Genomic DNA, 25285 nt, shown 5'->3' with positions numbered 1-25285 from the left:
GAATTGAAATGAAATTTATTTGTTTTTCATTCCCTTTAATTAGTTTATTAGTTTCCTTAGGCACTCAAGCGGATGTACTAATTTCTCTTTCTGCAAAATTGGTTCGACCACCATGTGTACTTACAGCAGAAAATGGTGAAAAAGAATTAGTCATTAATTTCCGTGAGGTAGCGCTAGACAGACTAACTGAAGAAAAACAGTCCTTTGGTATTCTCATTAAACAATGTGAACTTCGAAAAAATTTACAAGTTTACCTATCTCCAAGAGAAGGAAGCACTTTGACAATAAACAATGAAACCGTACTTGCAACCTCTATTAATGGATTGGGTATTCGTTTCTCAGAAGAAAATAAAAGTAATGCGCTCAACCTTAATAAATGGGAAAGGATTGCTCCATCCGTAAGTGGTGATACAGGGAAAGTTGTTATCCAATCACAATTAGTCACTAATCAAGCTATTGAAAATCTCACTGCTGGGCCATTTAGTGCCGCTTTATCAGTGATGGTTGATTATCTGTAATATTGGGAAGTCTTTATGAAAAATATAAAAAAGTATTCACCATTATTTTTGTTGCTGCTATTAGTTAACTTAAATTCCTATAGTGCGACTCGCTATTCAGGAAGTGGTGGTGGCTATAAAATGAGTTTAGTATCTAACAATTCTGTTGTTTCTGATACACCAGCAATTGGAAGTGATAACAATAAATATTTTTTAATAGCCCCAGCAAATAGCTCCGGTATTGTTATTAATGAAAACACATCTCAGCCTTATGGGTCTGTATATTGTACTGTGAATTTCTTACAAGGTAATTATTCAGCAGGCCTTGTTCCGGCTTATGCCTACCACCGTGTTTTTGCCTATATGCCAGAAGCAGGCTTTACTATTGGAGGGCTGACCGCATTTAAAATAAACAATAATACATTTTTTACACTTTATTCTGAGAATGGAATAACCAGTGGCTGGCGGAATATTTCAGGGAGAGGATGCTCTAATGAAGAAATGGGGCCATTAGCAACATCATTCTTTACTGTTCATTTTCCTTTTACCGTTAGAGTTTATGTCAAAGATATCCCTGTTGATGGAAAAATTGTTATTCCAAATGCAATGATTGCAGGTTACACACGATTATTCCAAGACTATGGGACACCAGATATTTATGTACCTATTGATAAAGCCACCGTTAAATTAGATCTCACTACATCGGTTATCAATTATCCGTCAAATTGCCATTCTAATATTGATAATTTAAACATTGATCACAAAACATTGGATGCTTATGAATTTAATAGTAAAGAAACGCGTACTGTTACTTATACATGCGATAGAGTACAGCCAGTTAAAGTAAAATTAGCATTAGATTATGCCACGGATAGTGATCCACAAAAACGACTTCCCTTAAAATCAGGAAATAATACTATTTATTCTGAGCTTATACTTTATGATGAACAAAATAATCAAAGTGGAAAAACGCTCGAAACAACAATAGATAAAGTAAAAAACATTACGATTGAAAGTAAAGTTTCAGGCTATGACGCCGAACCTGGAGACTACAAAGGCAATGCTTGGTTAATAGCAACATTTATTTAATATAGCGGTAAGCGTACTATGATCATAATATCCCGCTCACTATTTATTGGTATCTTTATTGTTTGGCACCTTGCTAGTCTTATTTATATTGACAGTCTAGGAAGCTTGAGACAATCATTACCACAAAACATTATTAGCTGGTTATCTATTTCCTTGACGATATCCATTATAGCATTTACAGTTTTCTATCGGAAAATTAAAATAATCATTACATTACCTGCTATTTGCTACTGTTTTTCTTTAGCTATTTTAATGATGGGGTTAATATCTCATCAGGGAGAAAATAATAATGTTGATTTTTGGTATTTTTCTGGTATTACCGTTGGCGTATTACTATATATTGCAGGGTTACAAGTGAAAAAAAAATGGTTAATACAATCATTTTGTATTTACTGTTATATCATTATTAATGTAGCTCAAGTCTTTATTACTGCATATCAATATATATTTGAAACTGATATTTTTTATCTTGCATCAGGCATGCGTTCAAATGGCTTATCACAGCAAGTTAATATATTATCGGTTAACATGGCGACTGCATGCTTATTATCTCTTATGACTCTTGTATTATCACAATTTTCGTTGTTATCTAAACGCCATGAAAAAATCAGGATTGTATTACTAGGAACATGCATTTTATTTTTCACATTAACTTTAGTCGTTCTGCAATCTGTTATTGCTTGGCTAAGCTTTACTGTTTGTGCATTTATTTTCATTTGTCTTTTTTACAAGAAAAACCCTCTACGTGTTAGTGCTAGTTATTTTATTATTGCTGTAGCAATCTTTATTGGAGTTTATTTAATAAAACTATGCCCACAGTACATTGGAACTGATGTTATGAATCAATTCCATTTAAAACAAATGCTACGTTTTTCTATTACTTTATTCTTAGAAAAACCGTATGATGCATGGGAGCAATCATTTTTATTTGAAAATAGTTATGAAAGAACAGCAATTCCTTTTTTTAGTCCTAAAATGTATATTGTTCCTCACCCACACAATGAAATACTACTCTGGCTGATGACTGGAGGACTCATTAATTTGATATTTTTATCTTTACTATTAACCGGAGGTATCTATGTCGTATTTCAATCTTTTATAAAATATAAAATTAATGGAAATGGTTATCCATTGGCAATCATTCTATCAATAATCCCTATTATTATACATAATCATGTTGAATACCCTTTTTTGCTTTCTGTATTACACTGGGGGATCGTCATATTATTTTTATCATTCTCAGATGCCGCTTTTGCATTAGAGGAACAATCCCTATTTTATATTAACAAGCAACTATCTTATCTATTCAGCTTTATTGTATTTATTATTGGATTAGGCGTATTTATTATTGGGTTATTTCTGTTTAATGGAGAGAAATCTTTTTATACTCAGGGTAATTATCGAAATGAAAACATAGCAATTAGACTATCAGATTCAATTACTTTCGAAAAAACAACGTATCAATATAAGAACACATAACTAAACCTTATTTACACTTAAGTAGTGTGATATTAATCAGGATAATATTATGAGAATATATCAAACTGAAATTTCAAATGCCTATATAGGACTACAAGTTCGTAAACGCCGTTTACAGATGGGATGGACAGCACACACTTTAGGGAAAAAGTCGGGATTAAGCCAACAGCAAATCTCCCGTTATGAACGCGGTACGCAGAATTTTACGATTCATCGGCTCTGTATATTTGCTAATGTATTGCAGTGTGACCTAGATTATTTTCTTGAACAAAATAGCTATAAGAACCTTTCTCTTGTAAATACAAATCTTTAAGCACTATTCAAAAGTAAAATCTGATCTTGTCACTCAAAAAGATCAGATTTTCTTTATTCTCACCTTACTTTCATTCTTTTCTGATTGCATAAGCGGTAAGGCTCTTATACTTTTAACCCAAATTACTTATCACGGGTTAAAAGGCATCAATATGACCATCACACTTATCGTTGTATTTGTTTTACTCTTATTGGCTATAGGTTGGGGGATCTCTATCTATAACCGCCTGATCAACACCCGTAATCAAGTCAGCAATCAATTTGCCAATATTGATGTTATTTTAAAGCAAAGAGCCGATCAGATCCCACAACTCGTTACCATTACAGAAAAGGCTATGGAACATGAGGAAAGCCTTTTTACTTCACTAAGTGATGCGCGTCAGAACTACTTTAATGCCAAAAACATGAACGATAAAATCGCGGCATCGAATGAAATGAACCGTGCACTGGGTAACCTTATTGCCATTGCAGAAAATTACCCTACTCTTATTTCTGGTGAGCAATTTACCCAATTACAAATCGCCTTAAGTGATGTTGAAAATAAATTAGCCCAACGACGTGAAGGCTTTAACGATGCAACAACAGAGTATAATACTGCAATACAAATGTTCCCTGACAGCCTAATTGCCAATGCATTTCGTTTCTCAGCACTGCCATTACTTGATATTTCTGAAGATGAAAAAAAATATCAGGGCGTCCAGTTTAAATAATGTCAGCCTAAAGGTATTAATGCGTGAATATGTATTTTTTACTCGGAGCAGCTATTGGTGCTTTAATTTTATTTATTGATAACAAATTTTCGATAAATAAAAAAGTAAACTGGGGGATTATTCCTTTTATCAGTGTTGCTTGTGGTATGTGGTGCTCGCTCTCCCCTTCTATCGGCGACTATGGCAGTATTATTTATTACGTCGTTATTCTCGTCATCACCTTTTTTATTACCCGTAATGTTGTCAAGGCTAGTAAAGCTGGTTATCAACGTTATCAACGTTTACAAAATGAAGGCTCATCAAAGTTTAGTGCGTTTCTTAAAACCCTTATAGGTATTCTGATCGCCACTTGCCTATTTGCAGGGTTCTTCATCGACATGCGCGTATTTTTTATCGCATTTGTCTTAGCCTTTGTATTTAAAGCGATTGAAAATACACCAACCAAGCGCTTCTTAAAATTTCAGAAAAACTTAGCCACCTCTAAAATACGCTCAATGGCAATGGGGCTTGTGGAAATTGAAGGAAAAATCACGGCGGGCACAGCCATTAAAAGCCAACTAGGTAATAAAACCTGTTACGGCTCATTTTATTTTGAATATTCCATATCAAAAGATAAAGACGGTAAAAAAAGCTATACCTTACAAAATAGTAAATACAACATGCATAGTTTCACTCTTACGGATGATACTGGTTCGGTAAAAGTAGAGTGCGATCCAGACTATTTTGTTTACCCTGGCTTAGAACCGCATATGGATATTGAAAGCGGTAATCGCCGTTACAAAGAATATTTACTTGAAGCAAACCGCAGTTATTTATTAATTGGTACAGCAGATGCCAATGAAAAAGGCGAATCGATTATTATACGTAAGGCACCTCATATGCTATTAGGCGTCTCGCCCTCAGACTATGTCGTTCGTTGGAACAAAACAGGTCCATTACGTCGAAATTTAGCTATTACCGCCATGATTGCACTTTTTCTGATTGGTGTGATTCTAGTTACGCCAATGGATTATCAAAACGGGCTGCTAAATATGCATTTCGACCAGATCTCATTATTCGGTGATAACTAACATGGAAAAGCTTATTTTTTTCATTATTATCGCTGTTATTAGCTATATTTTTATACGCTATATAATTAATATTTATAATAATATTGTATTTTTAAAAAACAATTGCCATAAAGCATTTGCGAATATAGATGTGCTATTAAAGAAGCAGGTTGAATTAGTTCCTGTATTAACTCAAGTTGCAGATAAAGCGATGGCACATGAAAAACAGCTGTTTAGCGAGTTAATTGCCAGCCGTCAGCGCTATTTATCCAGTACCGCTATTGAAACCAAAGTCGATACTGCAAACCAATTTCCAGCAAAAATAAAACCGCTGATTGCTATCGCTGAAAACTATCCAACGCTGATAAGTAAAGGGGTGTTACTGGAATTGCAAACCCAAGTAAAACATGTTGAAGACCAAATTGCAGACCGACGTGAGTTTTTCAACCAAACCGTCACACTCTACAATACTGATATTCATGTTTTCCCCAATATTATTTTTGCCAGGTTATTTCGTTTTAAAGATATCCCCCTACTATTTAGTAAACAGGAGCGCTTACAATGATAAGTATCCCTTTTTCTTGGTTTGGTTTCACGGATTGGCTTATTGAGCAAGAGGCTGGGCTAATCATTATGTTTGCGACATTTGGTACGCTACTGTTAACTTTTGTCGTGCTTACCATCCTCAATATATTCGGGTTAAAAAAGTACTCACTCTATATTGCTGGCGCGTTATTGTGCTCCATTTTCATAAGCATGATGATCATGATCCCACTATTACTACTTTTCAGTATTGAAAACTCAATTAAGTTGCAACTTGTTTGGGTGGTGATTGTTGCCAGTTGCTTAATTTCATTTTTAAGCAACCGACATTATTTAGATATCTACTTCAATTCCATTGAAAAGAAAGCGAATAAAGAAGTCAAAAAACAAAATAAGAAACGTAAAAAATAGCACCGGCTCTATTTATATTAAACTTGCTCTGCTTCTAATCTTTGCACATAACGGTAATGTGAGAATGTCATTAGCAACGCTATAAAGGCAATTAACGCCCCCAATATAAAACCGCCAGAATAAACTCACCAACAGAGTGTTCTTCACGGGCTGAATGCGCTTGTGTGAATTTATCTTCGATACGCTGCTGCATAGGGCTCTTACCTAGACGAATAAATAAACAGTATAGTGACAAAAAAACACCAAGATAACAATAATTATCATTCGCAATAAATAAAGAGGAAATTAATTATTTTAAATTGAAGATTTGACTGTAGCTTTTAGGGTTCAAACGCAAATAAAGAATCAATGTTACTAATACAAAAATCACATGCATTGCCCATACCCATGTAAAACTCTGGCTCAATTGCTGTATCCACGCGGCGCATAATGGCCCAAAGGCTGCAATAATAAATCCTCCAGCCTGCATCAACGAAGTCAATGCGCCTGCGCTAACGGGATGAGGCAAATGATCTAAAGCAGTAATAATACTTAATGCAAAGCAGCCGCCTAGCCCCATACCTAATAACGCGACCCATAAAAGTGGCACATCGCTGGCAAACAGCATCAACCCAGAAAAACCAAGAGCTTGGCAACTGAGCGTGACAATCAGCCAAAAACGACGATCAATATTATGCGAAGCAAACACGGGGATCATGAGTGCAGATAACGCCTGAAACACCGTTAATATGGCAACAAAAGTGCCACTTTGTGCAGCACTCATTCCCTGTTCTTGGAAAAAAGGCGCTAGCCAAGTCACTACAGTGCCATATCCTGCATTAATCAGCCCAAAGCCTGCCATCAACAACCATGCTCTCGGCTTGCGTAAGAATGTCAATACTGAGACCCGATCTGCTTTTGAGCCCCGCTCCGTGTGTACATTCGCCCAAATCGCCAACAGCGCCAACAAAGCAGGGAAAGCAAGCCACGCTAAGGCACTCTGCCAATGGCCTGTTATTTTCTCAACCAACGGGGTGAGCTGTGCGCCGATAGCTCCCCCCGCCATTAACGTGGCTGAATATAACCCTGTCATCATCGCCATTTTTTGGGGGAAATTCGCTTTGATGAGCCCTGGAAATACCGACTGGATATAAGCCGCACCCACTCCACATAAAAAAGCGGTTAATAATAAAGCTGCACCATCAACCACAAAGTAACGAGCGAGTGAACCGACCAGCAGTAATAGCATTGCGCTACTGATACCCGCACGTTCACCTATTCGTTGGTTTAGCATTGGTACAACCAATGCGCCAACCCCCATCAATAACATGGGTAACAATGTTAAAAGCGAAATGCTTTGATAACTCATCCCTGTCGTTTGAATGATATTGTCGATAACAGGCCCTGGGCCCGTCATAAAGGGGCGTAAGTTCACCCCGACTAAAACAATGGTCAGTACTAACGCCAGCGAAGATGGTGCCGCTTTACTCATTTAGATTGCCGTTCCCACCACTGTTGGTACAGTGTACTGCGCGTTTCATCATTGGGTTTTAGTTGCTCAAACCGTAAACCTGATTGCTGCTCAGGAATGACCCTCAGCGCTTTTGCAATCGCATCCGTAGAAAGCCCAAAAGGTGCGGCATCATCATTTGAATAGGCGTAGACGACCCGAGAGATACCCGCCATTCGCATCGCGGCCAAGCACATCGGGCAAGGCTGCCCACTTGCATAAACCACACAGTCATCTAATTTCACGCGGCTTAATTTTTGCCCTGCTTGACGCAATGCCATCAGCTCCGCATGGGCGGTTGGGTCATTGAGCTCAAGCATTTGATTAACGCCACTCGCAACGACTTGCCCATCACAGACAACAATTGCGCCAAAAGGCCGCCCGCCAGCTCGCACGTTTTCCATTGCTAAGTTGATAGCTTGTTGTAAAAATTGCGTATCCGACATTATTTCGCTCCTGAATTCTCAAGAATTTCAATCAAGTTACGGTAACCTTTACTTTTTGCCAACGTCAGCGGTGATATCCCCGAACCATCAGCTAAGTTAACATCTGCGCCACCTTTGATTAATTCAGTGACAATTTGTGCATACTTATCGCTACCATCACCCAAAATAATCGCTTCAATTAGTGCCGTCCAACCCAATCGATTAACATGATTGACATCAACACCCGCATCAATCAAGGTTTTAACCGTTGCAACATGTCCACGTTCTGCCGCAGGGATCAAAGCAGTTCCCCCGTAGCGATTGGTACTTTTTAAATCAGCGCCATGTTGTAGAGTCAATATTAGTATCTCTTGCAAACCACGCGCTCCTGCGTACAAATAAGGGGAATCTTGCATATTATCCCGTGCATTCACGTCCGCACCTTGCTCAATCAAAAAACGGGCAACTTCAAGATGGTTTTCATGGGTTGCCGCCATCAACGCAGTACGTTGGCGCGAATCGCGCTGTTCAATATCCACGCCTTGCTCAACTAAGGACTTAACACCTTGTAAGTTACCTTGCTCAGCCAATGATACCAAAGAGTTAGCTTGTGGGTTTGCCATACCTTTCCCCATAAATATCAATGAAATCATAAGAATGCTAGCTAAGTGAACCAACCATTTTGCACGTAAAAAGAATGTTTTCATGATTAATCTCCACTATGACCCTTTAATCTACTGAAAAAGTATGCTATTTAAAAATTAAATAACTAAATGATTGGTATTTATAAAATGAATCCATTGCTCAATCTTGTTTTGTTAAAAACCTTTGTCACTGTTGCTGAAACAGGGAATTTCACCGTGGCTTCACAGCATTTAAATTCAACACAATCAACATTGAGCCAGCAAATTCAACGGCTAGAAGCTTTAGTCGGTCAGCCTTTATTTGTCCGAGGGCACCGCATACTAACCTTAACCGAAACTGGTGAAGTTTTGTTGAGTTATGCAAAAAATATATTGGCGCTCAATGATACCTTCTTTATGAAAATCACTGGCAATGCCGTCATTCAAACTATTCGGCTCGGTTTTCCTGAAGACCTCGCTTCTGGCCAAGTCACGCCGACACTGGCCGCATTTATGCAAGCTAACCCCAATGTGCGGTTAGAAGTCACGAGTGGCCTAAGCCGACAACTTCATCAGCGCTACCAACATGGCGAATTAGATTTAATTATTGTGAAACAGAAAAAAGGGGAATTTAAAAGTGATTACCATTGGCCGGAGCCTTTGTGCTGGCTAACAAGCAACCAATATAAACGTTTAAGTAATGATTCAGTACCTTTGGTGGTTTTTCCTGAAAACGGTCTCTACCGTAATGATATGTTCAAATTATTAGATAGTGAACAGCGCCCTTGGCACATAACTTATACTTGTTCTAGCCTTGCAGGTATTCAAAGTGCTATCGCAGATGGGTTAGGTGTTAGTTTATTACCTTTACGAGCAAAACTTCCTCAACATCGAATTTTAACAGAAGAAGAAGGTTTCCCTGCTGCTCAAGAAATGGAAATTGCGATGCATTTCCAAGCAAATACTTCGGATACGGTGACTCAACTCGCTGAGAAACTGGCACAACAATTGGGGGCACGCGAGTGATGAATAAACTGATTGAATTAGAAAAAAAATTACATAACAGTACTAACCGACAGAATAGCGATTTTCTTCGCGAGATATTACATGAGGATTTTTTTGAATTTGGTCGTTCTGGCTTTTCAACCGATAAACTCGATACCTTAGCGTCATTGGCTAATGAAACAGCTAAAACGATTTACGCCGAAAATTTCCACTGTTCGCAATTGAGTGATAATACGGTGTTGATGACTTATATCAGTTTTGAACAGCAAGATGGGGATAAAACCAAGCTAACTAACCGCTCATCTATTTGGCTAAAAAATTCAGCAAACCAATGGCAATTAAGGTTTCATCAAGGGACACCTGCAAATTAACAATAAAGTGGAAATGTATCTCCCACTTTATTGTTAGCACAACATTAATTGGCTGCGTTATTTCTTATTAAAATAGCCTGCGCGAATGGATGCTCCAATTAAATTCACAACAAAACGCCCAGCAGTCACCCCAGTTAGCTTAGAGGGAATATCTTTTGCGGGTGTAATTTCAACGATATCCATACCAACAACGCGACCTTTTTTCACTAAACCGTGAATTAGGCTACGAGCTTGCAAATAAGTCACCCCACCAGGAGCCGGGCCATCAACTCCAGGCATGATACTCGGGTCAATACCATCGGCATCAATACTAATATAGTAGTTCGAATTATCTGGAATGCGGTCTAAAATGGCTTGCATGCCAACCTCATGCAGTTCATAGGCCGGAATAACATGCGCACCATGGTCTTTAGCCGCTTGGTAATCCGCAGGGCGTCCGCTACCTTGTGCACGTAAACCAATTTGGAAAATTTCACCTATATGCTTCATTTCAGAAGCGCGGCGGATCGGGCTTGAAAGGCCGGTATCCACCCCATTAACCTCTTCACGCCAATCTAAATGTGCATCAATATGCACAAGTGTAATTGGCCCTACTTCATCAAATCCCTGCAAAATAGGCGTTGTGATCCCATGATCGCCCCCTAAAACAATGGGAAGTGCTTTAGCTCTTAATAACTGTCGAATTGCCTCAGCTGCACGCTGATGGTGCTCCCCCAAAGGCTTTGATAAATCAGGAATAACATCACCACAGTCAACAAATTTAATATCTTTACGGCCTTGGAGTAGTGGCCCATCAATATCAAAATCATAATGATCTGGATGCCTAACAATTCGGTCACTCATATCACGTAAATATTGTGGAGCACGAGATTGGTCGTTGGTAAATGCATGAGCACTATAAGCTGAACTAAATGGCATCCCTAGTATGGCAATATCCGCTTCAATGTTGGTCAATTCAGTCACTAATTCTGAATATAAAAATGTTTTATGGCCAACATGTGGGGGTGTCGTTAATTTTTTCATACAAACTATTCCTTCTTAGATTTAGTTTTCTTTCTTTTGTTGTTTTTTTATTTCTTAGCCACCAAATGTGTTAGCTAGGAATACAAATAGAGGGACACCAACAATATCCGTTAATACTGTTCCGGCGATTGGTATAATAATGAATGCCTTTCGTGAGAATAAACCATATTTATTACAAATAGCGTCCATAACCACTAAGCCATTTGGTGTTGCACCTAAACCATGTCCAATAAAACCAGCGGACATAACAGCAGCATCATAGTTTTTACCTAATGCGCGATAAACAACAAATATGGCAACTAATATTGTTGTAATAACTTGTGATATTAATATGATAGTTAGAGGTAACGCTAACTCATATAATTCCCAAAGTTTTAACTTCATCATAGCCATCACTAAAAACATTTCTAGTGATAAAGTAGAAATTAATACTACTGTATTGCGAGATATTTTAATTATTGGTTTTCTTTCATTGATTGAATGAAATATAACACCAACAAACAAACTAAAAATATGTCCAGGAATAGTAAACCCTGTTACTGTACTTATCCATTTTGCTGTCGGCATTCCGATAGCGAGTATACTTAAAATAACTGCTCCTGTAATAATACATTGTTGAGCCGTAATTTTATCTTCGGTATCGTTACTTTCCGCTAAATTGTCCAAATCAACATGGTCAGTTTCAATTTTTAATTTATTTCTTTGGATCAACCAGTTCCCAACAGGCCCTCCTAGAATTGACCCTGCAATCAAACCAAAAGTCGAAGCCGCTAACCCAACATTCAGGGCTTGGTCGTGACCAAAGGACTCAATCAGCGGTGCTAAAGATGCCGCCATACCATGACCACCTTGCATCGAGGCTTGGCCTGCCATCATAGCAACTAGTGGTTCAATATCTAAAACATATGATAAACCAATGCTGACGCCATTTTGCATAAATGCCAGCCCCCAGCAAATCACCATATAAATTAGCAATATTTTTCCACCACTCACTAATAATTTAACACCTGTCATTAAACCTATTGTGACGAAAAATATATACATCGATAAGTCATATAATGTGTTATCAAAATTAAGCTCAACAATATTAAATTGATAAGCTAACCACATTACAATAGAAAACATAAACCCGCCGATCACCGGACTAGGAATTGAATATTTCATAAAAAATGGAAATTTCTTTATGATTACATTACTAGCAATTAATAATAAGGCCCCTAATGCTGTAAATGTAATCATATCTAATTTTATTGTTAACAATTCATCTGTGACCATAAATTAGAATCCTTTTGTATTTATATATATTTGGATTAATTATTATTTTGTGGCGCCACTTTGGTAATAATCTATTAACAACTACAACTTTAAGATATACGTATCCGCTAGGAATAAAAGTGATATTTTTGATCCTATGGTTTCATAAAATGAAACCTTTTATATAAATAAAAACAATTTTAATAATTAAAATAAAATAGTATTAATTATGCTATTTGTATCCCAATAAAAAATAAGATAGATTAGCATTTAGTGATTGATTTCACGTAATAGGTATAAATATGCATAATAAAAAATTAACTGAAAAAGACTTAAAATCATTACGTGTTTTTACTTCCGTTGCAGAAGCTGGTGGCTTTACCATTGCAGAAAAAAAACTAAATATGTCAAAAGCATCAATAAGCCGCCATATCCGTGAAATTGAAGAAAAACTCGGTGTCCAATTGTGTGAAAGAGGCCCTTCTGGTTTTAAGCTAACTGAGTCAGGTTTATTTGTTATCGAAAAAGCCAATACTGCTTTGAAAGCATTAGATAATATCAAAACTGAAGTCGATGAACGCCATGGGATTTTATCTGGAACATTAGTTATTGGTGTTATTGAACATATATTAACGGATCCACTCTGTCATCTATCAGCCACTATTGCTCAATTTACCCAAGAGGCGCCTAATGTTAAATTAGAGCTAAGCATCCTCAACCATAATCAATTAAATAAAGCGCTTAGTGACAGAACAATTCAAATCGGTATTCGCGGGCAATATCACGAAAATAACCGTTATAATTATCAATTCTTATTTATAGAAAACCATAAACTTTATGTTTCTGCCAATACCGCCAACAACAAACATAATCTAGCATTAGTTTATCGGCCACACCCATTCACTGAAAGTATTTTAGCATCGGGTGAATTTAGCCGAGGCCCTGAAGCCGCTGGCCTTGAGGCTGTAGCTACCTTTATCGCTTCAGGCCACTATGTGGGTATTTTACCGGAAAACTATGCCTCACATATTAATTTCCGCCATTCACTCATAGAAATGAGCGACTCCCCTGTCTTTCATAACCACATATGTGCAATCACCGAGGCGAGTAAACCGCTAACACAAAGTGAAGCGCTGTTTTTAAAACTACTTTCACAATTAAGTAAAGCACCAGTATCTACATGATCAAAAAATCCCCCAGCAAGTTACCTTACTAGGGGATTAATCACAAAAAACTTAATGCGCGTTAATTACAGTACATCAACACAGTTCAGTTCTTTGAATGCTTGTTCTAAACGAACAACCATTGAATCTTGTGCTTTACGCAGCCACACACGTGGGTCATAGTATTTTTTGTTAGGTTTATCCGCACCTTCTGGGTTACCTAACTGACCTTGCAGATAGCCTTCGTTCTTTTTGTAGTACTGTAAAATACCATCCCAAGTTGCCCACTGAGTATCAGTATCGATGTTCATTTTGATAACACCGTAGCTAACTGCTTCTTTGATTTCAGCAGCACTTGAGCCAGAACCACCGTGGAATACGAAGTCTAAGCTGTTGTGTGGCAGGTTATATTTTTCTGAAACGTAGTCTTGTGAATTACGCAGGATTTTTGGCGTTAACTGAACGTTACCTGGTTTATAAACACCGTGAACGTTACCGAAAGAAGCCGCGATAGTGAAACGCGGGCTTACTGCATTCAGTTTTTCGTATGCATATGCAACATCTTCTGGTTGAGTATACAGCTCAGAACTGTCCATACCTGTGTTATCAACACCGTCTTCTTCACCACCAGTACAGCCTAGTTCGATTTCCAGAGTCATATCGATTTTAGCCATACGCGCTAAATATTTAGCACAGATTTCGATATTTTCTTCCAGTGTTTCTTCTGACAGGTCAATCATGTGAGAAGAGAACAGTGGTTTACCGGTTTTTGCGTAGTGTTTTTCACCTGCATCTAACAGGCCATCGATCCATGGCAGTAATTTCTTCGCACAGTGGTCAGTATGCAGAATAACAGGAACACCATAGTGCTCAGCCATTTGGTGTACATGATAAGCACCAGAGATCGCACCTAAAATTGCAGCTTGTTGGCCTTCAGCTTTCAGGCCTTTACCTGCGATAAATGCAGCACCGCCATTAGAAAACTGAACAATAACTGGAGCACGAACTTTAGCGGCCGCTTCAAGTACGGCGTTAATTGAATCCGTACCAACACAGTTCACCGCTGGCAATGCAAAGTTATTTTCTTTAGCAACTGCGAAAACTTTCTGTACATCATCACCAGTAAGAACACCCGGTTTAACAAAATCAAAAATTTTAGACATGTGAAAAGGTCCTGTGGTAAACAGGCAGCCTACGCTGCCTGTTGTGTATGAACAATTAATTACGCTTTAGCACGTTCTTCTAGCATCACAACGGCAGGGAGCTTTTTGCCTTCAACGAACTCAAGGAAAGCACCGCCACCAGTAGAGATATATGAAATTTTGTCAGCAATGTCGAATAAATCGATAGCCGCTAGGGTGTCACCACCACCAGCGATAGAGAATGCGTCGCTATCAGCAATCGCTTTTGCAACGATCTCAGTACCTTTACGGAAGTTAGGGAACTCAAACACGCCTACTGGGCCATTCCAAAGAATGGTTTTGGCATTTTTCAGGATCTCAGCCAAACGCTGTGCAGATTCGTCACCTAAATCCAGAATTTGTTCGTCGTCTTTAATTTCAGTACTTGCTTTCAGAGTTGCAGGTGCAGTTTCGGAGAACTCAGTTGCAACGCGAACATCAGTCGGTACTGGAATTTGGCAGTTTGCCAGTAATTTTTTCGCTTCAGGGATTAAGTCTGCTTCATATAATGAGCGACCAACATTGTTGCCTTCCGCTGCGATAAAGGTATTCGCAATACCGCCACCAACAATTAACTGGTCTGCAATTTTAGATAGAGAATCTAATACAGTCAGTTTAGTTGACACTTTAGAACCACCAACAATCGCAACCATTGGGCGAGCTGGGTTATCTAATGCTTTACCTAATGCTTCTAACTCACCACTCAGTAGTGGGCCAGCACAAGCCACTGGAGAGAATTTAGCAACACCATGTGTTGACGCTTGTGCACGGTGAGCCGTACCAAACGCATCCATCACATAAACATCACACAATGCCGCATATTGTTTTGACAGCGTTTCGTCGTCTTTTTTCTCGCCTTTATTAAAGCGAACGTTTTCCAGCACAACTAACTCGCCAGCTTCGATGTCAACACCGTTAAGGTAGTCTTTAACTAAACGGACTGGGTAATCCATTTTATCGGCCAGATAGTCAACAACAGGTTGCAGTGAAAACTCTTCGTTGTACTCGCCTTCGGTCGGGCGACCAAGGTGAGAAGTGACCATGACTTTAGCGCCTTGTTTCAGAGCAGCTTCAATTGTTGGTAATGAAGCACGAATACGCGCATCAGAAGTAACTTTGCCATCTTTTACAGGAACGTTTAAGTCAGAACGGATGAATACGCGTTTACCCGCTAAGTCTAAATCGGTCATCTTAATTACAGACATGGTGAATCCTCTCGTTGATTCTCTATAAAGTTTCCATCAGCGACTGTGCAAAACAATAAAGTTATCATGCCCTGCTGTCTGTCAGTCGCCAATTAGTTTAAACCTGTCGCTGCCATTGCTAATGTTGTATCTAGCATCCGGTTAGCAAACCCCCATTCGTTATCACACCAAACCAGGGTTTTAATTAAATGCTTACCACTAACTCGCGTTTGTGTACCATCAATAATAGCACTGTGTGGATCATGATTGAAATCCATCGAGACTAGCGGTAATTCTGTGTAGTCCACTATACCACGAAAATGCCCTTGTGCAGCGCTTCGCAGTAGTTGGTTAACTTTTTCAACACAAACATCGTCATGTACGGTAACACTCAAATCAATCGCTGTCACATTCGTCGTCGGTACACGAACAGAAATGGCTTCAAAGTGGTCTTTAAATTTCGGAAAAATTCGTGTAATTCCTGCGGCTAACTTGGTATCAACAGGAATGATAGACTGACTCGCTGCGCGAGTTCTGCGTAAATCTTTATGATAGGCATCGATAACGGGCTGGTCATTCATTGACGCGTGAATCGTCGTCACGGTTCCCGATTCAATCGAAAATGCCTCATCAAGTAATTTAATAATTGGAATAATACAATTGGTGGTACAAGAAGCATTGGAAACAATCTTGTCTTGAGCGGTTAGGCTTTCATGGTTAACACCATAAACGATAGTGGCATCAAGGTCGTCAGTACCCGGGTGAGAAAATAACACTTTTTTCGCCCCTGCTGCTAAATGCAGTAACCCATCATCCCGTGAGCCATAAGCCCCACTGCAATCTAAAACGACATCAATACCCAACTCTTTCCAAGGCAACTCATGCAGCTCACGTTGATGAAATAAACGAATATTATCATCACCAACTTGTAAAAGTGTTCCGTTAAGCCGTACATCCCAAGCAAAACGCCCATGGCTGGAATCATACTTCAGCAAATGCGCAATACCTTCAGGTTCAGCAAGTTCGTTAACCGCCACCACGATAATCTCTGCCCGACGGCCAGATTCATACAACGCTCTTAGAACACTTCGACCAATGCGGCCAAAGCCGTTTATTGCTACCCTGATTGCCATTCTACACCTTGTATCTGAGCAAAATCACACGGTTGCTAAGGATAACTGACTCACACCAACTCTACTGCTCATTTTAGCTGTCAAACATCAAAAGTGTGCTTCAACCGACATTTTTAAAAAATATTTTCATTCAGCAATACATGACTGAAACGGTTCAGCTTATCTAAGGTTAGATTAAGGGATATATTTACAGAACGCAATAGAAAATCCTATATTGGTGCACAAAAAAACAACGCCTAGCTTATCACTAGGCGTTGTTCAGCAAGATAATTAGAAATGAGAACCAAAATTCGGGGCTCATTCCTTCTTATTTTATTTCAGTAAAGATTTTGCAGCTTCAACCGCTTTCTCTACTGTAATACCGAATTCTTTAAACAGAACTTCGGCTGGAGCAGATTCACCAAAGGTATGCATACCGATGATGGCACCGTTTAAACCAGTGTACTTGAACCAGTAATCTGCAATACCCGCTTCGATAGCAACACGTGCTGTCACATTGGCAGGTAAAACAGCTTCGCGGTATGCCGCATCTTGTTTATCAAATGCATCGGTTGATGGCATAGAAACAACACGGACCTTACGGCCTTCTGATGTTAATTGCTCAGCCGCTTTAACGGCCAGTTCCACTTCAGAACCTGTCGCAATAAAGATTAACTCAGGCGTGCCTGCGCAATCTTTCAGAATGTAAGCCCCTTTCTCAATATTGGCTAATTGCTCAGCAGTACGAGGTTGTTGCTCTAAATTTTGACGAGAGAAGATTAATGCGCTTGGGCCATCTTTACGTTCGATAGCATATTTCCACGCCACAGCAGATTCAACTTGGTCACAAGGGCGCCATGTGCTGACATTTGGTGTCACACGCAGACTTGCCAGTTGCTCAACCGGTTGGTGAGTTGGGCCATCTTCACCCAGACCAATAGAGTCGTGAGTATAAACAAAGATGCTACGCACTTTCATCAGTGCTGCCATACGAACCGCATTACGTGCGTATTCAACGAACATCAGGAATGTCGCACCGTAAGGAATGAAACCGCCATGTAACGCAATACCGTTCATGATAGCTGACATACCAAATTCACGAACACCATAGTGAATGTAGTTACCCGCTGGGTCTACGTTCAGTGCTTTGGAGCCTGACCACATGGTTAAGTTACTTGGCGCTAAGTCCGCAGAACCGCCCATAAATTCAGGTAATACTTTACCAAATGCTTCTAATGCATTTTGTGATGCTTTACGGCTTGCGATATTTGCTGGGTTTTGTTGCAGATTTTCAACAAATTGTTTCGCATCCGCGTCAAAGTTAGCAGGTAATTCACCATTCATACGACGAGTGAATTCCGCAGCTAGTTCAGGGAATTGCGCTGCATATGCGGCGAATTTTTTATCCCATGCGCTTTGTTTTTCTTTACCTGCAGTACGAGCATCCCAAGCTTCATAGATATCTTTAGGAATTTCGAATGGGCCGTAGCTCCACCCCAGAGCTTCACGAGTTGCTGCAATTTCAGCATCACCTAAAGGCGCACCGTGAACAGACTCAGAACCCGCTTTGTTTGGTGAACCAAAACCAATAATAGTTTTACACATAATCAGTGTTGGTTTATCAGTTTGGCTTTTCGCTTCATTCACTGCCGCGTTGATCTGTGATGCATCATGGCCGTCGATATCACGGATAACATGCCAACCGTAAGATTCGAAACGTGCAGCGGTATCGTCAGTAAACCAACCTTCAACTTCACCATCAATAGAGATACCGTTGTCATCATAGAATGCGATCAGTTTATTTAATTTCAGTGTACCCGCTAAAGAACACGCTTCGTGCGAGATACCTTCCATCATACAACCATCACCCATGAACACATAAGTGTGGTGGTCAACAATGTCATGGTTAGGGCGGTTAAATTGCGCTGCTAATGTACGTTCTGCAATCGCAAAACCCACTGCATTTGCAATACCTTGACCTAAAGGACCGGTTGTTGTTTCAACACCTGGAGTATAGCCATATTCTGGGTGGCCCGGTGTTTTAGAGTGTAATTGGCGGAAATTTTTTAACTCTTCAATAGATAAGTCATAACCAGTGAGGTGCAGTAAGCTATAAATCAACATTGAGCCATGGCCGTTTGACAGTACAAAACGGTCACGATCTGCCCAGTGTGGGTCAGCTGGGTTATGATTCATATGGTCACGCCACAGTACTTCAGCAATATCAGCCATGCCCATTGGCGCGCCAGGATGCCCTGATTTTGCTTTTTGAACCGCATCCATACTTAGAAAGCGGATAGCATTAGCAAGGGTTTTACGAGTCGTCATCAGTATACTCCAGGTAGGATAAAAACGTACTTAAACCAATTTTTACAACGCAATACGGATAGTGCTACTTTAATTTCGCTGTAACATGAAAACATCAATTTAGCGATGTATCCCATATGTACCCTACTTTAAGGGGCCATAGCGCATCGACAACAAACTGAGCATTTCACGAATAGAGCGATTGAAAGTAACCCAATTCTACCCATACCGCAATATTTGCTATGTTCATGGCAGCAGATCGCTAATAAATTGAACTGCCGCAAAGCTGAATCCATTCCATTGCGCAAAATATCCCTTAATGCTTACATTTTTGCGCAAGTGACTAACCTTATTAAACCTGAGTTCAGTGTCTGGGATCAAGGTGATTTATGCATCTAGCGCATTTAGCTGCCACATTAGTGATAATTGGCAAAGTTTTAGACAAAAAAAAGCCTCAATATGCCCGAATATTTTTGTTTAGATTAAGTCAAATACCCAACCCTTCCAATGATTAGAAATAAATAGAAGTAACATGAATTGAAAAAACAGTAGCAATAAATATTACTGGCTAATCGCAGTTGCCTATAGCCTATAGAATGGTCTATCTCCACACCTAACAAGGAGAAAATAAGAATCGTTCAAAATAATCTAGATAAGCTATTCTGCAAAGCTTATCTAGATTGCTCATCATATATAGATAATGCGTGCACTTCTAACAACCAACGTTTTTACAACAGAAATTCCTATACAGATCACAGTTCTTATATGTATAGTTTTGAATAAAAGTGGCTTTCAAAAGCCCGCAGTGCAATCTTAATTAGCGGCTAGGTAAATCGGTATATCTAACTTATTAAGTAATAATTAGCGAATCTCTAAGTGAAGAATTGCTTTTAGAACAAACGTGTATAGTATTAGGCACTGCAAAACCTATATTCATTTAGTGACCTAATTACAAAGAGGAAGCTTTCCCATTATTATTTCTATAGCACACGACATCCACAGATAAAGACATCATAATTGATATTGCTGAAATTAAAATAAGGGGCACTAGAGAACGTAGTAACCTATCGCTGATTCTATTTTCACTGGTAAAATATCTGATGAGACTATAGAAAATAAATTGGCCTGTAAGACAAAATTTCAGGTCTAAACCCTATGTGCCACAATAGGGTCATGATATTAAAAAGTTGATACTATAGTATCAACCTACTAGACACTTATGTCATATCATATATCTAGTTAGCAAAGTGTAATTTTAACATCATACACATTAAACTAGTTAGTTGAGTTATTAATAAATAAGAGGGCTAAAAACACATTACAAATTATAATTTTACCAATATAACTGGTTTCCTACCTTTATTCTAAATTCTTCCCACCCTTTAATTGTAATAAATTGTAACTTTCAATGTAGATTCTTTATACTTCTTAATTAAATATACATTTGTTAACAATTATAATAATTTTACGCTTATTTAGTGTATTTTTTTATTGATCCCCCTGATTTCAACACTATTAAGTGTATTTTTAACCAATTAAACTGGTGAGAAGATATTTTTTAATTAGATAATGCTAAAAAAAACAGATTTAATAGAAAAAACCTATTAAAAGTTAATCTTTAATAGAAATCCTACCATTTACTCTTTTTTTAATGTATTTATTATAACACTCAATTAAGCAAGCGAGTGAGCTAACGAATATCATATAAATAGATCTATTAATATTAGAGGCTGAAAAAATGAAAGCTAATATAATTAGTAGTCATGTAGGAAATTATTTACGAAAATCACGCAAAGAAAAAAACATGACAGGAAAACAGTTGGCAGAATTAATTAACATTAGCCAACAACAGGTATCTCGCTATGAAACTGGTAGTAGTTCATTATCGCTAGATCAATTAAATGAAATATTAACCGTTTTAGACAAAAGATGGATTGAAATGATTTACTATATTGATTGTTTCTCTGAAGAAAATAAAAGAAACAATATAAATTTAAGTAAAAAAACAATCGAAATATTACTAAACAGCATGAAAGATATTTAAATATTCTATTTTAAATTCAATAAAACCATATCAATATGTAAAAATTAAATAACTAATTTTACTATTGTTTTCTATCAATATAAAAAGAGAGATTAGTATGTTAAATAAAAAAATGGCTTCTGTATTGTTATCAACAATTATCGCAGCTTCTTTTACTACAGCTGCAAATGCAGATACACGTACCGCTCAAGCAACAGCAACATGGCAAGCGACTGCAATTAAAGACACGACAAGTATGTTAGTTGTAACTCCATTAAGAAGTTTAACTTTTAATTATGCCGAAGGCCAAAAAAGCTTTAACCAACAGAATGGAGCATTTGATATCGCTATTCAAGGCCAAGCTGGTGCAACAGATTTTAAATTAGCGTCAAAAATTATTGCTAATACATTAGCAAGAACAACTGACGATTCTAAATTAACTGTTGGGGTTAAATGGAATGGCGAAGACTTGACTAAAAATAATGATTTAGTATTAATTGATACATCAACCGGTTTAACTTCTGGTTTAGACAATTTAGCGGCTGATGGCATCTATAATGGCTCTGAGCGTGCAGCAGATCGCGGTGAATTCACCTTTGTTATTGCTGGCGCTGAAGCTGATGGTGCAGCGACTGACTTTAAAGCACTGACTGATGGTACATGGGATGGTGATGTGAAAGTTCAATTTACTGCAACTTGGGACGGTGATTTCACGCCAGCTCCTTAATTCAATATCCCCTTATTAGATAACTAAATATTACGATAAAGATACTATAGGGAAATAATATCTTTATCGTCATTCATTTTTGAAATTTACGATTATGAAAAAGATAACATTAGCATTAATTTTATTATCATTGTTACCATTAAAAAGCAGTTTTGCTGTCAACGTGGGAAATATTACTGAAATAATATCATCGAATGAAGACACCTTATCTAAAGAAATTGAAAATACAGTAGATACAGCAAGATTGGTAAATTTAACGATAGAAAAAATAGATTCACCACTTGATACTGGAAAAGTAATTACAGTTACTGATCCTAATGAAATATTATCAACACCCGCTAATTTAATTCTTCCAGGCCATGCAAAAGATATATTTAAGATAATTTATCAAGGCCCAAAAGATAATAAAGAACGTTACTATCGATTAAATTGGAAAGATGATCCTATTGGCGAGAGTGGTGTTACACAAAGTGCGAAATCGGCATCAGCAACAACATCAGCAACCATTAGCACAATTCTTGTTGTCGCACCAAGAATTGAAAACTTTAATTATAAATATACTAATTCCCAAATTTCAAATACTGGAAATAGCACCTTCCGTGTAGTGGCTTCAGGCCCTTGTTTAGCAGAAAAACAAAAATACGGAGTGGATGGCATTTGTCGCGAGCGTTATTACCTCATGCCAAACTTAGCCGTCAAATTACAATTTGTCGATGTCACAAATAAAAAATCAAGCGTAGGTATTTGGCACAAAGGAGAGTTCATTGTTGTCAAATAATTAAGAATGGACTTAAATTATGCGTAAGAGTGCTATTGCTTTATCAATATTAAGTATTATTTTTTCGAATACAATTAATGCCAATGAAATGAAAAGCGTTAAGATCGGTGGATATATTATTCCTCCTGCATTTGTTAGTGCATTGGAAGAAGGAATGTCTGTACCTGTTTTTTTACGACTAAATGATGATGCAGCAACCAATCAGAGCGAAAGTAAAATTGCAGATGCAGTTATTGTAATCGATCATGGTAATATTAAATTATCAAGTATTCATCTCATTGAAAATGAGCAAGGTGCGAAATTAAATAATTTACTAGTTGATAAACTTGAAGAAAAAAAGGATGCCATTTTTAATGAAAGTAATGGTATTATTATTGATAATAATGCAACCCTTCAATTAAACATTTCTTCTTTTAATTTATCATTAGATGTTGATAAAGCTGCTTTTTCGCCAAAAGAACATGCGCGGCAATCTGTACTAGGAAATTCTTCAGTTAATTCATTTTCAGCGGTAGCTAACTATGATTTAGGGGTATTCCAGAGCCGTGTTAAAGATTCAAAAGATACATCCAGCAGCTATTTCAATTTAGATACATTATTCGCAGCTGCGGAACATCACTTTAATGTAAATGCATCAGCATATAGCATTGGAAAATCTAATTCTAATGTTGAGCTGTATCGCGCAATGTATGAGCGTGATTTCAACGGATTTCGTTTTGCACTTGGGCTCATGAGTACGTGGAATTTACAGTCTATTGCCAGCTTAACTACCCTTAGCAGCAGTAAAATTTATGCGGCATCAATAGGAAACAATTCCTCAAGTATGGTGACAAATAAGCAGCAATCACTTACGCCGATTTATGCTTTTTTAAATAGCCCAGGCGAAGTACGCATTTATCGACAAGGTAAATTATTAAATATTCAAAATTTTCCAATGGGTAATTTTGAAGTTGATACCAGTGTACTACCCTATGGTATTTACGACGTCACTATTGAGACGGTTATCGATGGCAAAATTGTCACAACACAGCACCAAACAATTAATAAATCCTTCGGTGCGATAACAGGCGGTTTTGATAAACTCAATTGGGAAATTTATGGTGGTTATATTGACTTTGATAAGCGCCATTATGTAAGAAATGAAGGCTCAACGAGTCAAACTCCGAGTAAAAGCCATTTAATCGGAGCCTCTTTCGCTTATAACTTCCCAGTGTTGTCTGGCGTGCGTTTTCAAATGTCAAATTATGGGTTTGATAAATTTGTTGTACAAGAAACGAGTATCAACGCGGCTTTAAATAACTATATCTCAGTTAACTGGCAAGGGATGCTAGAAAACCATGGTAGTTATCGGAACATTGCGACTCTTTCTATCAATATACCGGAAGGTTATGGTTCTTTATGGGCATCTAAAGAAAAAACTGTAGTGAGTGGTGATTTACCACTTTATGATGCTGACAGTTATTCTTATGGCGGAACCATTAATTTTGACAAAATAATTGATAGAACTGGGTCACTGACTATTAGTAATACTAAAGATCGCCGTATTGGCAGTGATTCAATTAACTATGAATATGCGAATACATTATTCTCTGGCCGTTATGGAACGGTGGGGCTAAGAGCGGGTGTACAGCGCTATCATTATGATAACCAAAATAGTACCAACGAAAAATATATTAACCTCGATTTTTCCTTACCTTTATCAACATGGTTGAGTACGGGTGTTTCCTCAACAAATGGTAATGTGAAAGCAAATATTTATGCGAATAAAAACTTTGAAAATTCGGTGATTACCAATGCAGGGGTTTCTGTCTCCAAATTAGTCCGAGATAAAGATAATGGTGAATCCAATTTTTCAACATTAGGCTATGCTTCTTATGATACTAAATATAATTCAGGTACCGTAACGATTAATCGCCCCGATAATAACAGACTTAATGGCAATTTAACCTCTCGTGGCTCTGTGGCATATAGCAACGGCATGATCATGCCAAGTGGGCAGCAAGGTAAATCAGGCGTCATTATTAATTCCGATATAAAAGGTAGCGGCAGCATGGTCGCAAAAGTAAATGGGCAAAATTACCCAATTAGCGGAAAAAATACCTTTATTCCATTATCCCCTTATTCGGATTATGACATTCAGTTAATGAATGACGGAAAATCAAAAGACAGCTTTGATATTGTCTCAGGGCGAAATAAATCCGTCACATTATACCCAGGAAACATTGCTCTTTATCAACCAGAGGTAAGGCAATTAGTCACGGTATTTGGCCGTCTGAAATCACCAAATGGTGAATACATAAAATATGCCTCAATTCGAAATCATATTGGTCGCACAAAAACAGATCAAAATGGTGAGTTTTCCATGGATGTTGACGTCCGATATCCAGTGATATCGTTATTACAAGATGATCAGCAAACAATTTGCGAAGCAGATTTAAACCTTCAAGGTGCACGTGGTGCATTGTGGGTCGGTGAGGTGACATGTGAACCTCAAGAAGCATTTGCTAAACGTTAATTATCACTTTAAAGG

At 38.0% G+C, this 25285-nt stretch carries 24 protein-coding genes; 15 read left to right on the top strand and 9 right to left on the bottom strand.

The annotated features are described in order from the left end of the window. Positions 1 to 8 precede the first annotated feature (8 nt). From PZ638_RS03905 to PZ638_RS03870, 8 genes are all read left to right on the top strand, one after another. Positions 9 to 518 carry a fimbrial protein gene (locus PZ638_RS03905; protein ID WP_004905345.1) on the top strand — a complete coding sequence of 170 codons (510 nt, stop codon included), beginning with the start codon at positions 9 to 11 and terminating at the stop codon, positions 516 to 518. 15 nt (positions 519 to 533) lie between these two features. Then, complete coding sequence (locus PZ638_RS03900; RefSeq protein ID WP_094962169.1) at positions 534 to 1586, top strand: adhesin; 1053 nt, start codon at positions 534 to 536, stop codon at positions 1584 to 1586. 18 nt (positions 1587 to 1604) lie between these two features. After that, positions 1605 to 3065: an O-antigen ligase family protein gene (locus tag PZ638_RS03895; protein WP_226617044.1), complete on the top strand. Its 1461-nt coding sequence runs from the start codon at positions 1605 to 1607 to the stop codon at positions 3063 to 3065. 49 nt (positions 3066 to 3114) lie between these two features. Next, positions 3115 to 3378 (top strand): helix-turn-helix domain-containing protein, encoded by a 264-nt coding sequence (locus PZ638_RS03890; RefSeq protein ID WP_004905357.1) that lies wholly within the window; start codon positions 3115 to 3117, stop codon positions 3376 to 3378. 151 nt (positions 3379 to 3529) lie between these two features. After that, positions 3530 to 4087 carry a LemA family protein gene (locus tag PZ638_RS03885; protein ID WP_094962168.1) on the top strand — a complete coding sequence of 186 codons (558 nt, stop codon included), beginning with the start codon at positions 3530 to 3532 and terminating at the stop codon, positions 4085 to 4087. A 29-nt stretch (positions 4088 to 4116) separates the two neighbouring features. Next, positions 4117 to 5157: a hypothetical protein gene (locus tag PZ638_RS03880; protein WP_172412265.1), complete on the top strand. Its 1041-nt coding sequence runs from the start codon at positions 4117 to 4119 to the stop codon at positions 5155 to 5157. 1 nt (position 5158) lies between these two features. Beyond that, complete coding sequence (locus tag PZ638_RS03875) at positions 5159 to 5701, top strand: LemA family protein (protein ID WP_164455011.1); 543 nt, start codon at positions 5159 to 5161, stop codon at positions 5699 to 5701. Then, complete coding sequence (locus PZ638_RS03870; RefSeq protein ID WP_094962165.1) at positions 5698 to 6090, top strand: hypothetical protein; 393 nt, start codon at positions 5698 to 5700, stop codon at positions 6088 to 6090. Before PZ638_RS03875 ends, PZ638_RS03870 begins: the two co-directional genes overlap by 4 nt. 289 nt (positions 6091 to 6379) lie before the next feature. Here the strand turns inward: PZ638_RS03870 and PZ638_RS03865 are convergent, their stop codons facing one another. Genes PZ638_RS03865 through PZ638_RS03855 form a run of 3 tightly spaced genes read right to left on the bottom strand, consistent with a single transcriptional unit; the run spans position 6380 to position 8711 of the window. Beyond that, entirely contained in the window at positions 6380 to 7561 is a 1182-nt protein-coding gene (locus PZ638_RS03865; RefSeq protein WP_094962164.1) for a cyanate transporter, read from the bottom strand. Then, a complete protein-coding gene (locus PZ638_RS03860; RefSeq protein WP_094962163.1) occupies positions 7558 to 8025 on the bottom strand; it encodes a nucleoside deaminase in 468 nt (155 codons plus the stop codon). Before PZ638_RS03860 ends, PZ638_RS03865 begins: the two co-directional genes overlap by 4 nt. Then, positions 8025 to 8711, bottom strand: coding sequence for an ankyrin repeat domain-containing protein (locus PZ638_RS03855; protein WP_004905375.1), 687 nt, complete (start codon positions 8709 to 8711; stop codon positions 8025 to 8027). Before PZ638_RS03855 ends, PZ638_RS03860 begins: the two co-directional genes overlap by 1 nt. An 84-nt stretch (positions 8712 to 8795) precedes the next feature. Here PZ638_RS03855 and PZ638_RS03850 point away from each other — a divergent pair, with 84 nt between their 5' ends. Beyond that, complete coding sequence (locus PZ638_RS03850; protein ID WP_164455009.1) at positions 8796 to 9653, top strand: LysR substrate-binding domain-containing protein; 858 nt, start codon at positions 8796 to 8798, stop codon at positions 9651 to 9653. Further along, positions 9653 to 10003 (top strand): nuclear transport factor 2 family protein, encoded by a 351-nt coding sequence (locus PZ638_RS03845; protein WP_165879170.1) that lies wholly within the window; start codon positions 9653 to 9655, stop codon positions 10001 to 10003. Before PZ638_RS03850 ends, PZ638_RS03845 begins: the two co-directional genes overlap by 1 nt. Positions 10004 to 10060: 57 nt before the next feature. On the opposite strand, the gene PZ638_RS03840 is transcribed toward PZ638_RS03845, so the two are convergent. Continuing rightward, entirely contained in the window at positions 10061 to 11026 is a 966-nt protein-coding gene (locus PZ638_RS03840; protein WP_094962160.1) for an agmatinase, read from the bottom strand. Between the two features lie 54 nt (positions 11027 to 11080). Continuing rightward, positions 11081 to 12265, bottom strand: coding sequence for a sodium/glutamate symporter (locus PZ638_RS03835; RefSeq protein WP_257468751.1), 1185 nt, complete (start codon positions 12263 to 12265; stop codon positions 11081 to 11083). A gap of 317 nt (positions 12266 to 12582) precedes the next feature. Here PZ638_RS03835 and PZ638_RS03830 point away from each other — a divergent pair, with 317 nt between their 5' ends. Continuing rightward, the gene (locus tag PZ638_RS03830) at positions 12583 to 13464 is read left to right on the top strand and encodes a LysR family transcriptional regulator (protein ID WP_206277868.1); all 882 of its coding nucleotides are present in this window, start codon (positions 12583 to 12585) and stop codon (positions 13462 to 13464) included. A 65-nt stretch (positions 13465 to 13529) separates the two neighbouring features. Here PZ638_RS03830 and fbaA read toward each other — a convergent pair whose 3' ends face one another. The 4 genes from fbaA to tkt all read right to left on the bottom strand — a co-directional run bounded on the left by fbaA (position 13530) and on the right by tkt (position 19248). Beyond that, positions 13530 to 14606 (bottom strand): class II fructose-bisphosphate aldolase, encoded by a 1077-nt coding sequence (gene fbaA / locus PZ638_RS03825; RefSeq protein ID WP_094962157.1) that lies wholly within the window; start codon positions 14604 to 14606, stop codon positions 13530 to 13532. 59 nt (positions 14607 to 14665) lie between these two features. Continuing rightward, positions 14666 to 15829, bottom strand: coding sequence for a phosphoglycerate kinase (pgk, locus tag PZ638_RS03820; RefSeq protein WP_004905385.1), 1164 nt, complete (start codon positions 15827 to 15829; stop codon positions 14666 to 14668). Positions 15830 to 15921: 92 nt separating this feature from the next. After that, positions 15922 to 16941, bottom strand: coding sequence for an erythrose-4-phosphate dehydrogenase (epd, locus tag PZ638_RS03815; protein WP_004905387.1), 1020 nt, complete (start codon positions 16939 to 16941; stop codon positions 15922 to 15924). Between the two features lie 312 nt (positions 16942 to 17253). Further along, complete coding sequence (gene tkt, locus PZ638_RS03810; RefSeq protein WP_004905389.1) at positions 17254 to 19248, bottom strand: transketolase; 1995 nt, start codon at positions 19246 to 19248, stop codon at positions 17254 to 17256. A gap of 1717 nt (positions 19249 to 20965) precedes the next feature. On the opposite strand from tkt, the gene PZ638_RS03805 reads away from it, so the two are divergent. The 4 genes from PZ638_RS03805 (at position 20966) to PZ638_RS03790 (ending at position 25270) form a co-directional block, all read left to right on the top strand. After that, positions 20966 to 21271, top strand: coding sequence for a helix-turn-helix domain-containing protein (locus tag PZ638_RS03805; protein ID WP_004905391.1), 306 nt, complete (start codon positions 20966 to 20968; stop codon positions 21269 to 21271). A 97-nt stretch (positions 21272 to 21368) separates the two neighbouring features. Further along, the gene (gene ecpA / locus PZ638_RS03800; RefSeq protein ID WP_112307853.1) at positions 21369 to 21977 is read left to right on the top strand and encodes a common pilus major fimbrillin subunit EcpA; all 609 of its coding nucleotides are present in this window, start codon (positions 21369 to 21371) and stop codon (positions 21975 to 21977) included. A 94-nt stretch (positions 21978 to 22071) separates the two neighbouring features. Next, entirely contained in the window at positions 22072 to 22755 is a 684-nt protein-coding gene (locus tag PZ638_RS03795) for an EcpB family pilus assembly chaperone (protein ID WP_275612182.1), read from the top strand. A gap of 19 nt (positions 22756 to 22774) precedes the next feature. Continuing rightward, on the top strand, positions 22775 to 25270 hold the full coding sequence (locus PZ638_RS03790) for a CS1-pili formation C-terminal domain-containing protein (RefSeq protein ID WP_094962154.1): 2496 nt from the start codon (positions 22775 to 22777) through the stop codon (positions 25268 to 25270). The last annotated feature ends 15 nt before the right edge of the window (positions 25271 to 25285 follow it).

The sequence above is a fragment of the Providencia hangzhouensis genome, from assembly GCF_029193595.2.
Taxonomy (GTDB): Bacteria; Pseudomonadota; Gammaproteobacteria; order Enterobacterales; family Enterobacteriaceae; genus Providencia; species Providencia hangzhouensis.
Note: the sequence above shows the minus strand (reverse complement) of the source record. Positions and strands in the feature narration are given on the sequence as shown.

What these genes read in the sequence shown, in the direction of transcription:
- PZ638_RS03905 (WP_004905345.1), top strand. Translation starts at nt 9, where the DNA reads ATGAAATTTATTTGTTTTTCATTCCCTTTAATTAGTTTATTAGTTTCC.
- PZ638_RS03900 (WP_094962169.1), top strand. Translation starts at nt 534, where the DNA reads ATGAAAAATATAAAAAAGTATTCACCATTATTTTTGTTGCTGCTATTA.
- PZ638_RS03895 (WP_226617044.1), top strand. Translation starts at nt 1,605, where the DNA reads ATGATCATAATATCCCGCTCACTATTTATTGGTATCTTTATTGTTTGG.
- PZ638_RS03890 (WP_004905357.1), top strand. Translation starts at nt 3,115, where the DNA reads ATGAGAATATATCAAACTGAAATTTCAAATGCCTATATAGGACTACAA.
- PZ638_RS03885 (WP_094962168.1), top strand. Translation starts at nt 3,530, where the DNA reads ATGACCATCACACTTATCGTTGTATTTGTTTTACTCTTATTGGCTATA.
- PZ638_RS03880 (WP_172412265.1), top strand. Translation starts at nt 4,117, where the DNA reads ATGTATTTTTTACTCGGAGCAGCTATTGGTGCTTTAATTTTATTTATT.
- PZ638_RS03875 (WP_164455011.1), top strand. Translation starts at nt 5,159, where the DNA reads ATGGAAAAGCTTATTTTTTTCATTATTATCGCTGTTATTAGCTATATT.
- PZ638_RS03870 (WP_094962165.1), top strand. Translation starts at nt 5,698, where the DNA reads ATGATAAGTATCCCTTTTTCTTGGTTTGGTTTCACGGATTGGCTTATT.
- PZ638_RS03865 (WP_094962164.1), bottom strand. Translation starts at nt 7,561, where the DNA reads ATGAGTAAAGCGGCACCATCTTCGCTGGCGTTAGTACTGACCATTGTT.
- PZ638_RS03860 (WP_094962163.1), bottom strand. Translation starts at nt 8,025, where the DNA reads ATGTCGGATACGCAATTTTTACAACAAGCTATCAACTTAGCAATGGAA.
- PZ638_RS03855 (WP_004905375.1), bottom strand. Translation starts at nt 8,711, where the DNA reads ATGAAAACATTCTTTTTACGTGCAAAATGGTTGGTTCACTTAGCTAGC.
- PZ638_RS03850 (WP_164455009.1), top strand. Translation starts at nt 8,796, where the DNA reads ATGAATCCATTGCTCAATCTTGTTTTGTTAAAAACCTTTGTCACTGTT.
- PZ638_RS03845 (WP_165879170.1), top strand. Translation starts at nt 9,653, where the DNA reads ATGAATAAACTGATTGAATTAGAAAAAAAATTACATAACAGTACTAAC.
- PZ638_RS03840 (WP_094962160.1), bottom strand. Translation starts at nt 11,026, where the DNA reads ATGAAAAAATTAACGACACCCCCACATGTTGGCCATAAAACATTTTTA.
- PZ638_RS03835 (WP_257468751.1), bottom strand. Translation starts at nt 12,265, where the DNA reads ATGATTACATTTACAGCATTAGGGGCCTTATTATTAATTGCTAGTAAT.
- PZ638_RS03830 (WP_206277868.1), top strand. Translation starts at nt 12,583, where the DNA reads ATGCATAATAAAAAATTAACTGAAAAAGACTTAAAATCATTACGTGTT.
- fbaA (WP_094962157.1), bottom strand. Translation starts at nt 14,606, where the DNA reads ATGTCTAAAATTTTTGATTTTGTTAAACCGGGTGTTCTTACTGGTGAT.
- pgk (WP_004905385.1), bottom strand. Translation starts at nt 15,829, where the DNA reads ATGTCTGTAATTAAGATGACCGATTTAGACTTAGCGGGTAAACGCGTA.
- epd (WP_004905387.1), bottom strand. Translation starts at nt 16,941, where the DNA reads ATGGCAATCAGGGTAGCAATAAACGGCTTTGGCCGCATTGGTCGAAGT.
- tkt (WP_004905389.1), bottom strand. Translation starts at nt 19,248, where the DNA reads ATGACGACTCGTAAAACCCTTGCTAATGCTATCCGCTTTCTAAGTATG.
- PZ638_RS03805 (WP_004905391.1), top strand. Translation starts at nt 20,966, where the DNA reads ATGAAAGCTAATATAATTAGTAGTCATGTAGGAAATTATTTACGAAAA.
- ecpA (WP_112307853.1), top strand. Translation starts at nt 21,369, where the DNA reads ATGTTAAATAAAAAAATGGCTTCTGTATTGTTATCAACAATTATCGCA.
- PZ638_RS03795 (WP_275612182.1), top strand. Translation starts at nt 22,072, where the DNA reads ATGAAAAAGATAACATTAGCATTAATTTTATTATCATTGTTACCATTA.
- PZ638_RS03790 (WP_094962154.1), top strand. Translation starts at nt 22,775, where the DNA reads ATGCGTAAGAGTGCTATTGCTTTATCAATATTAAGTATTATTTTTTCG.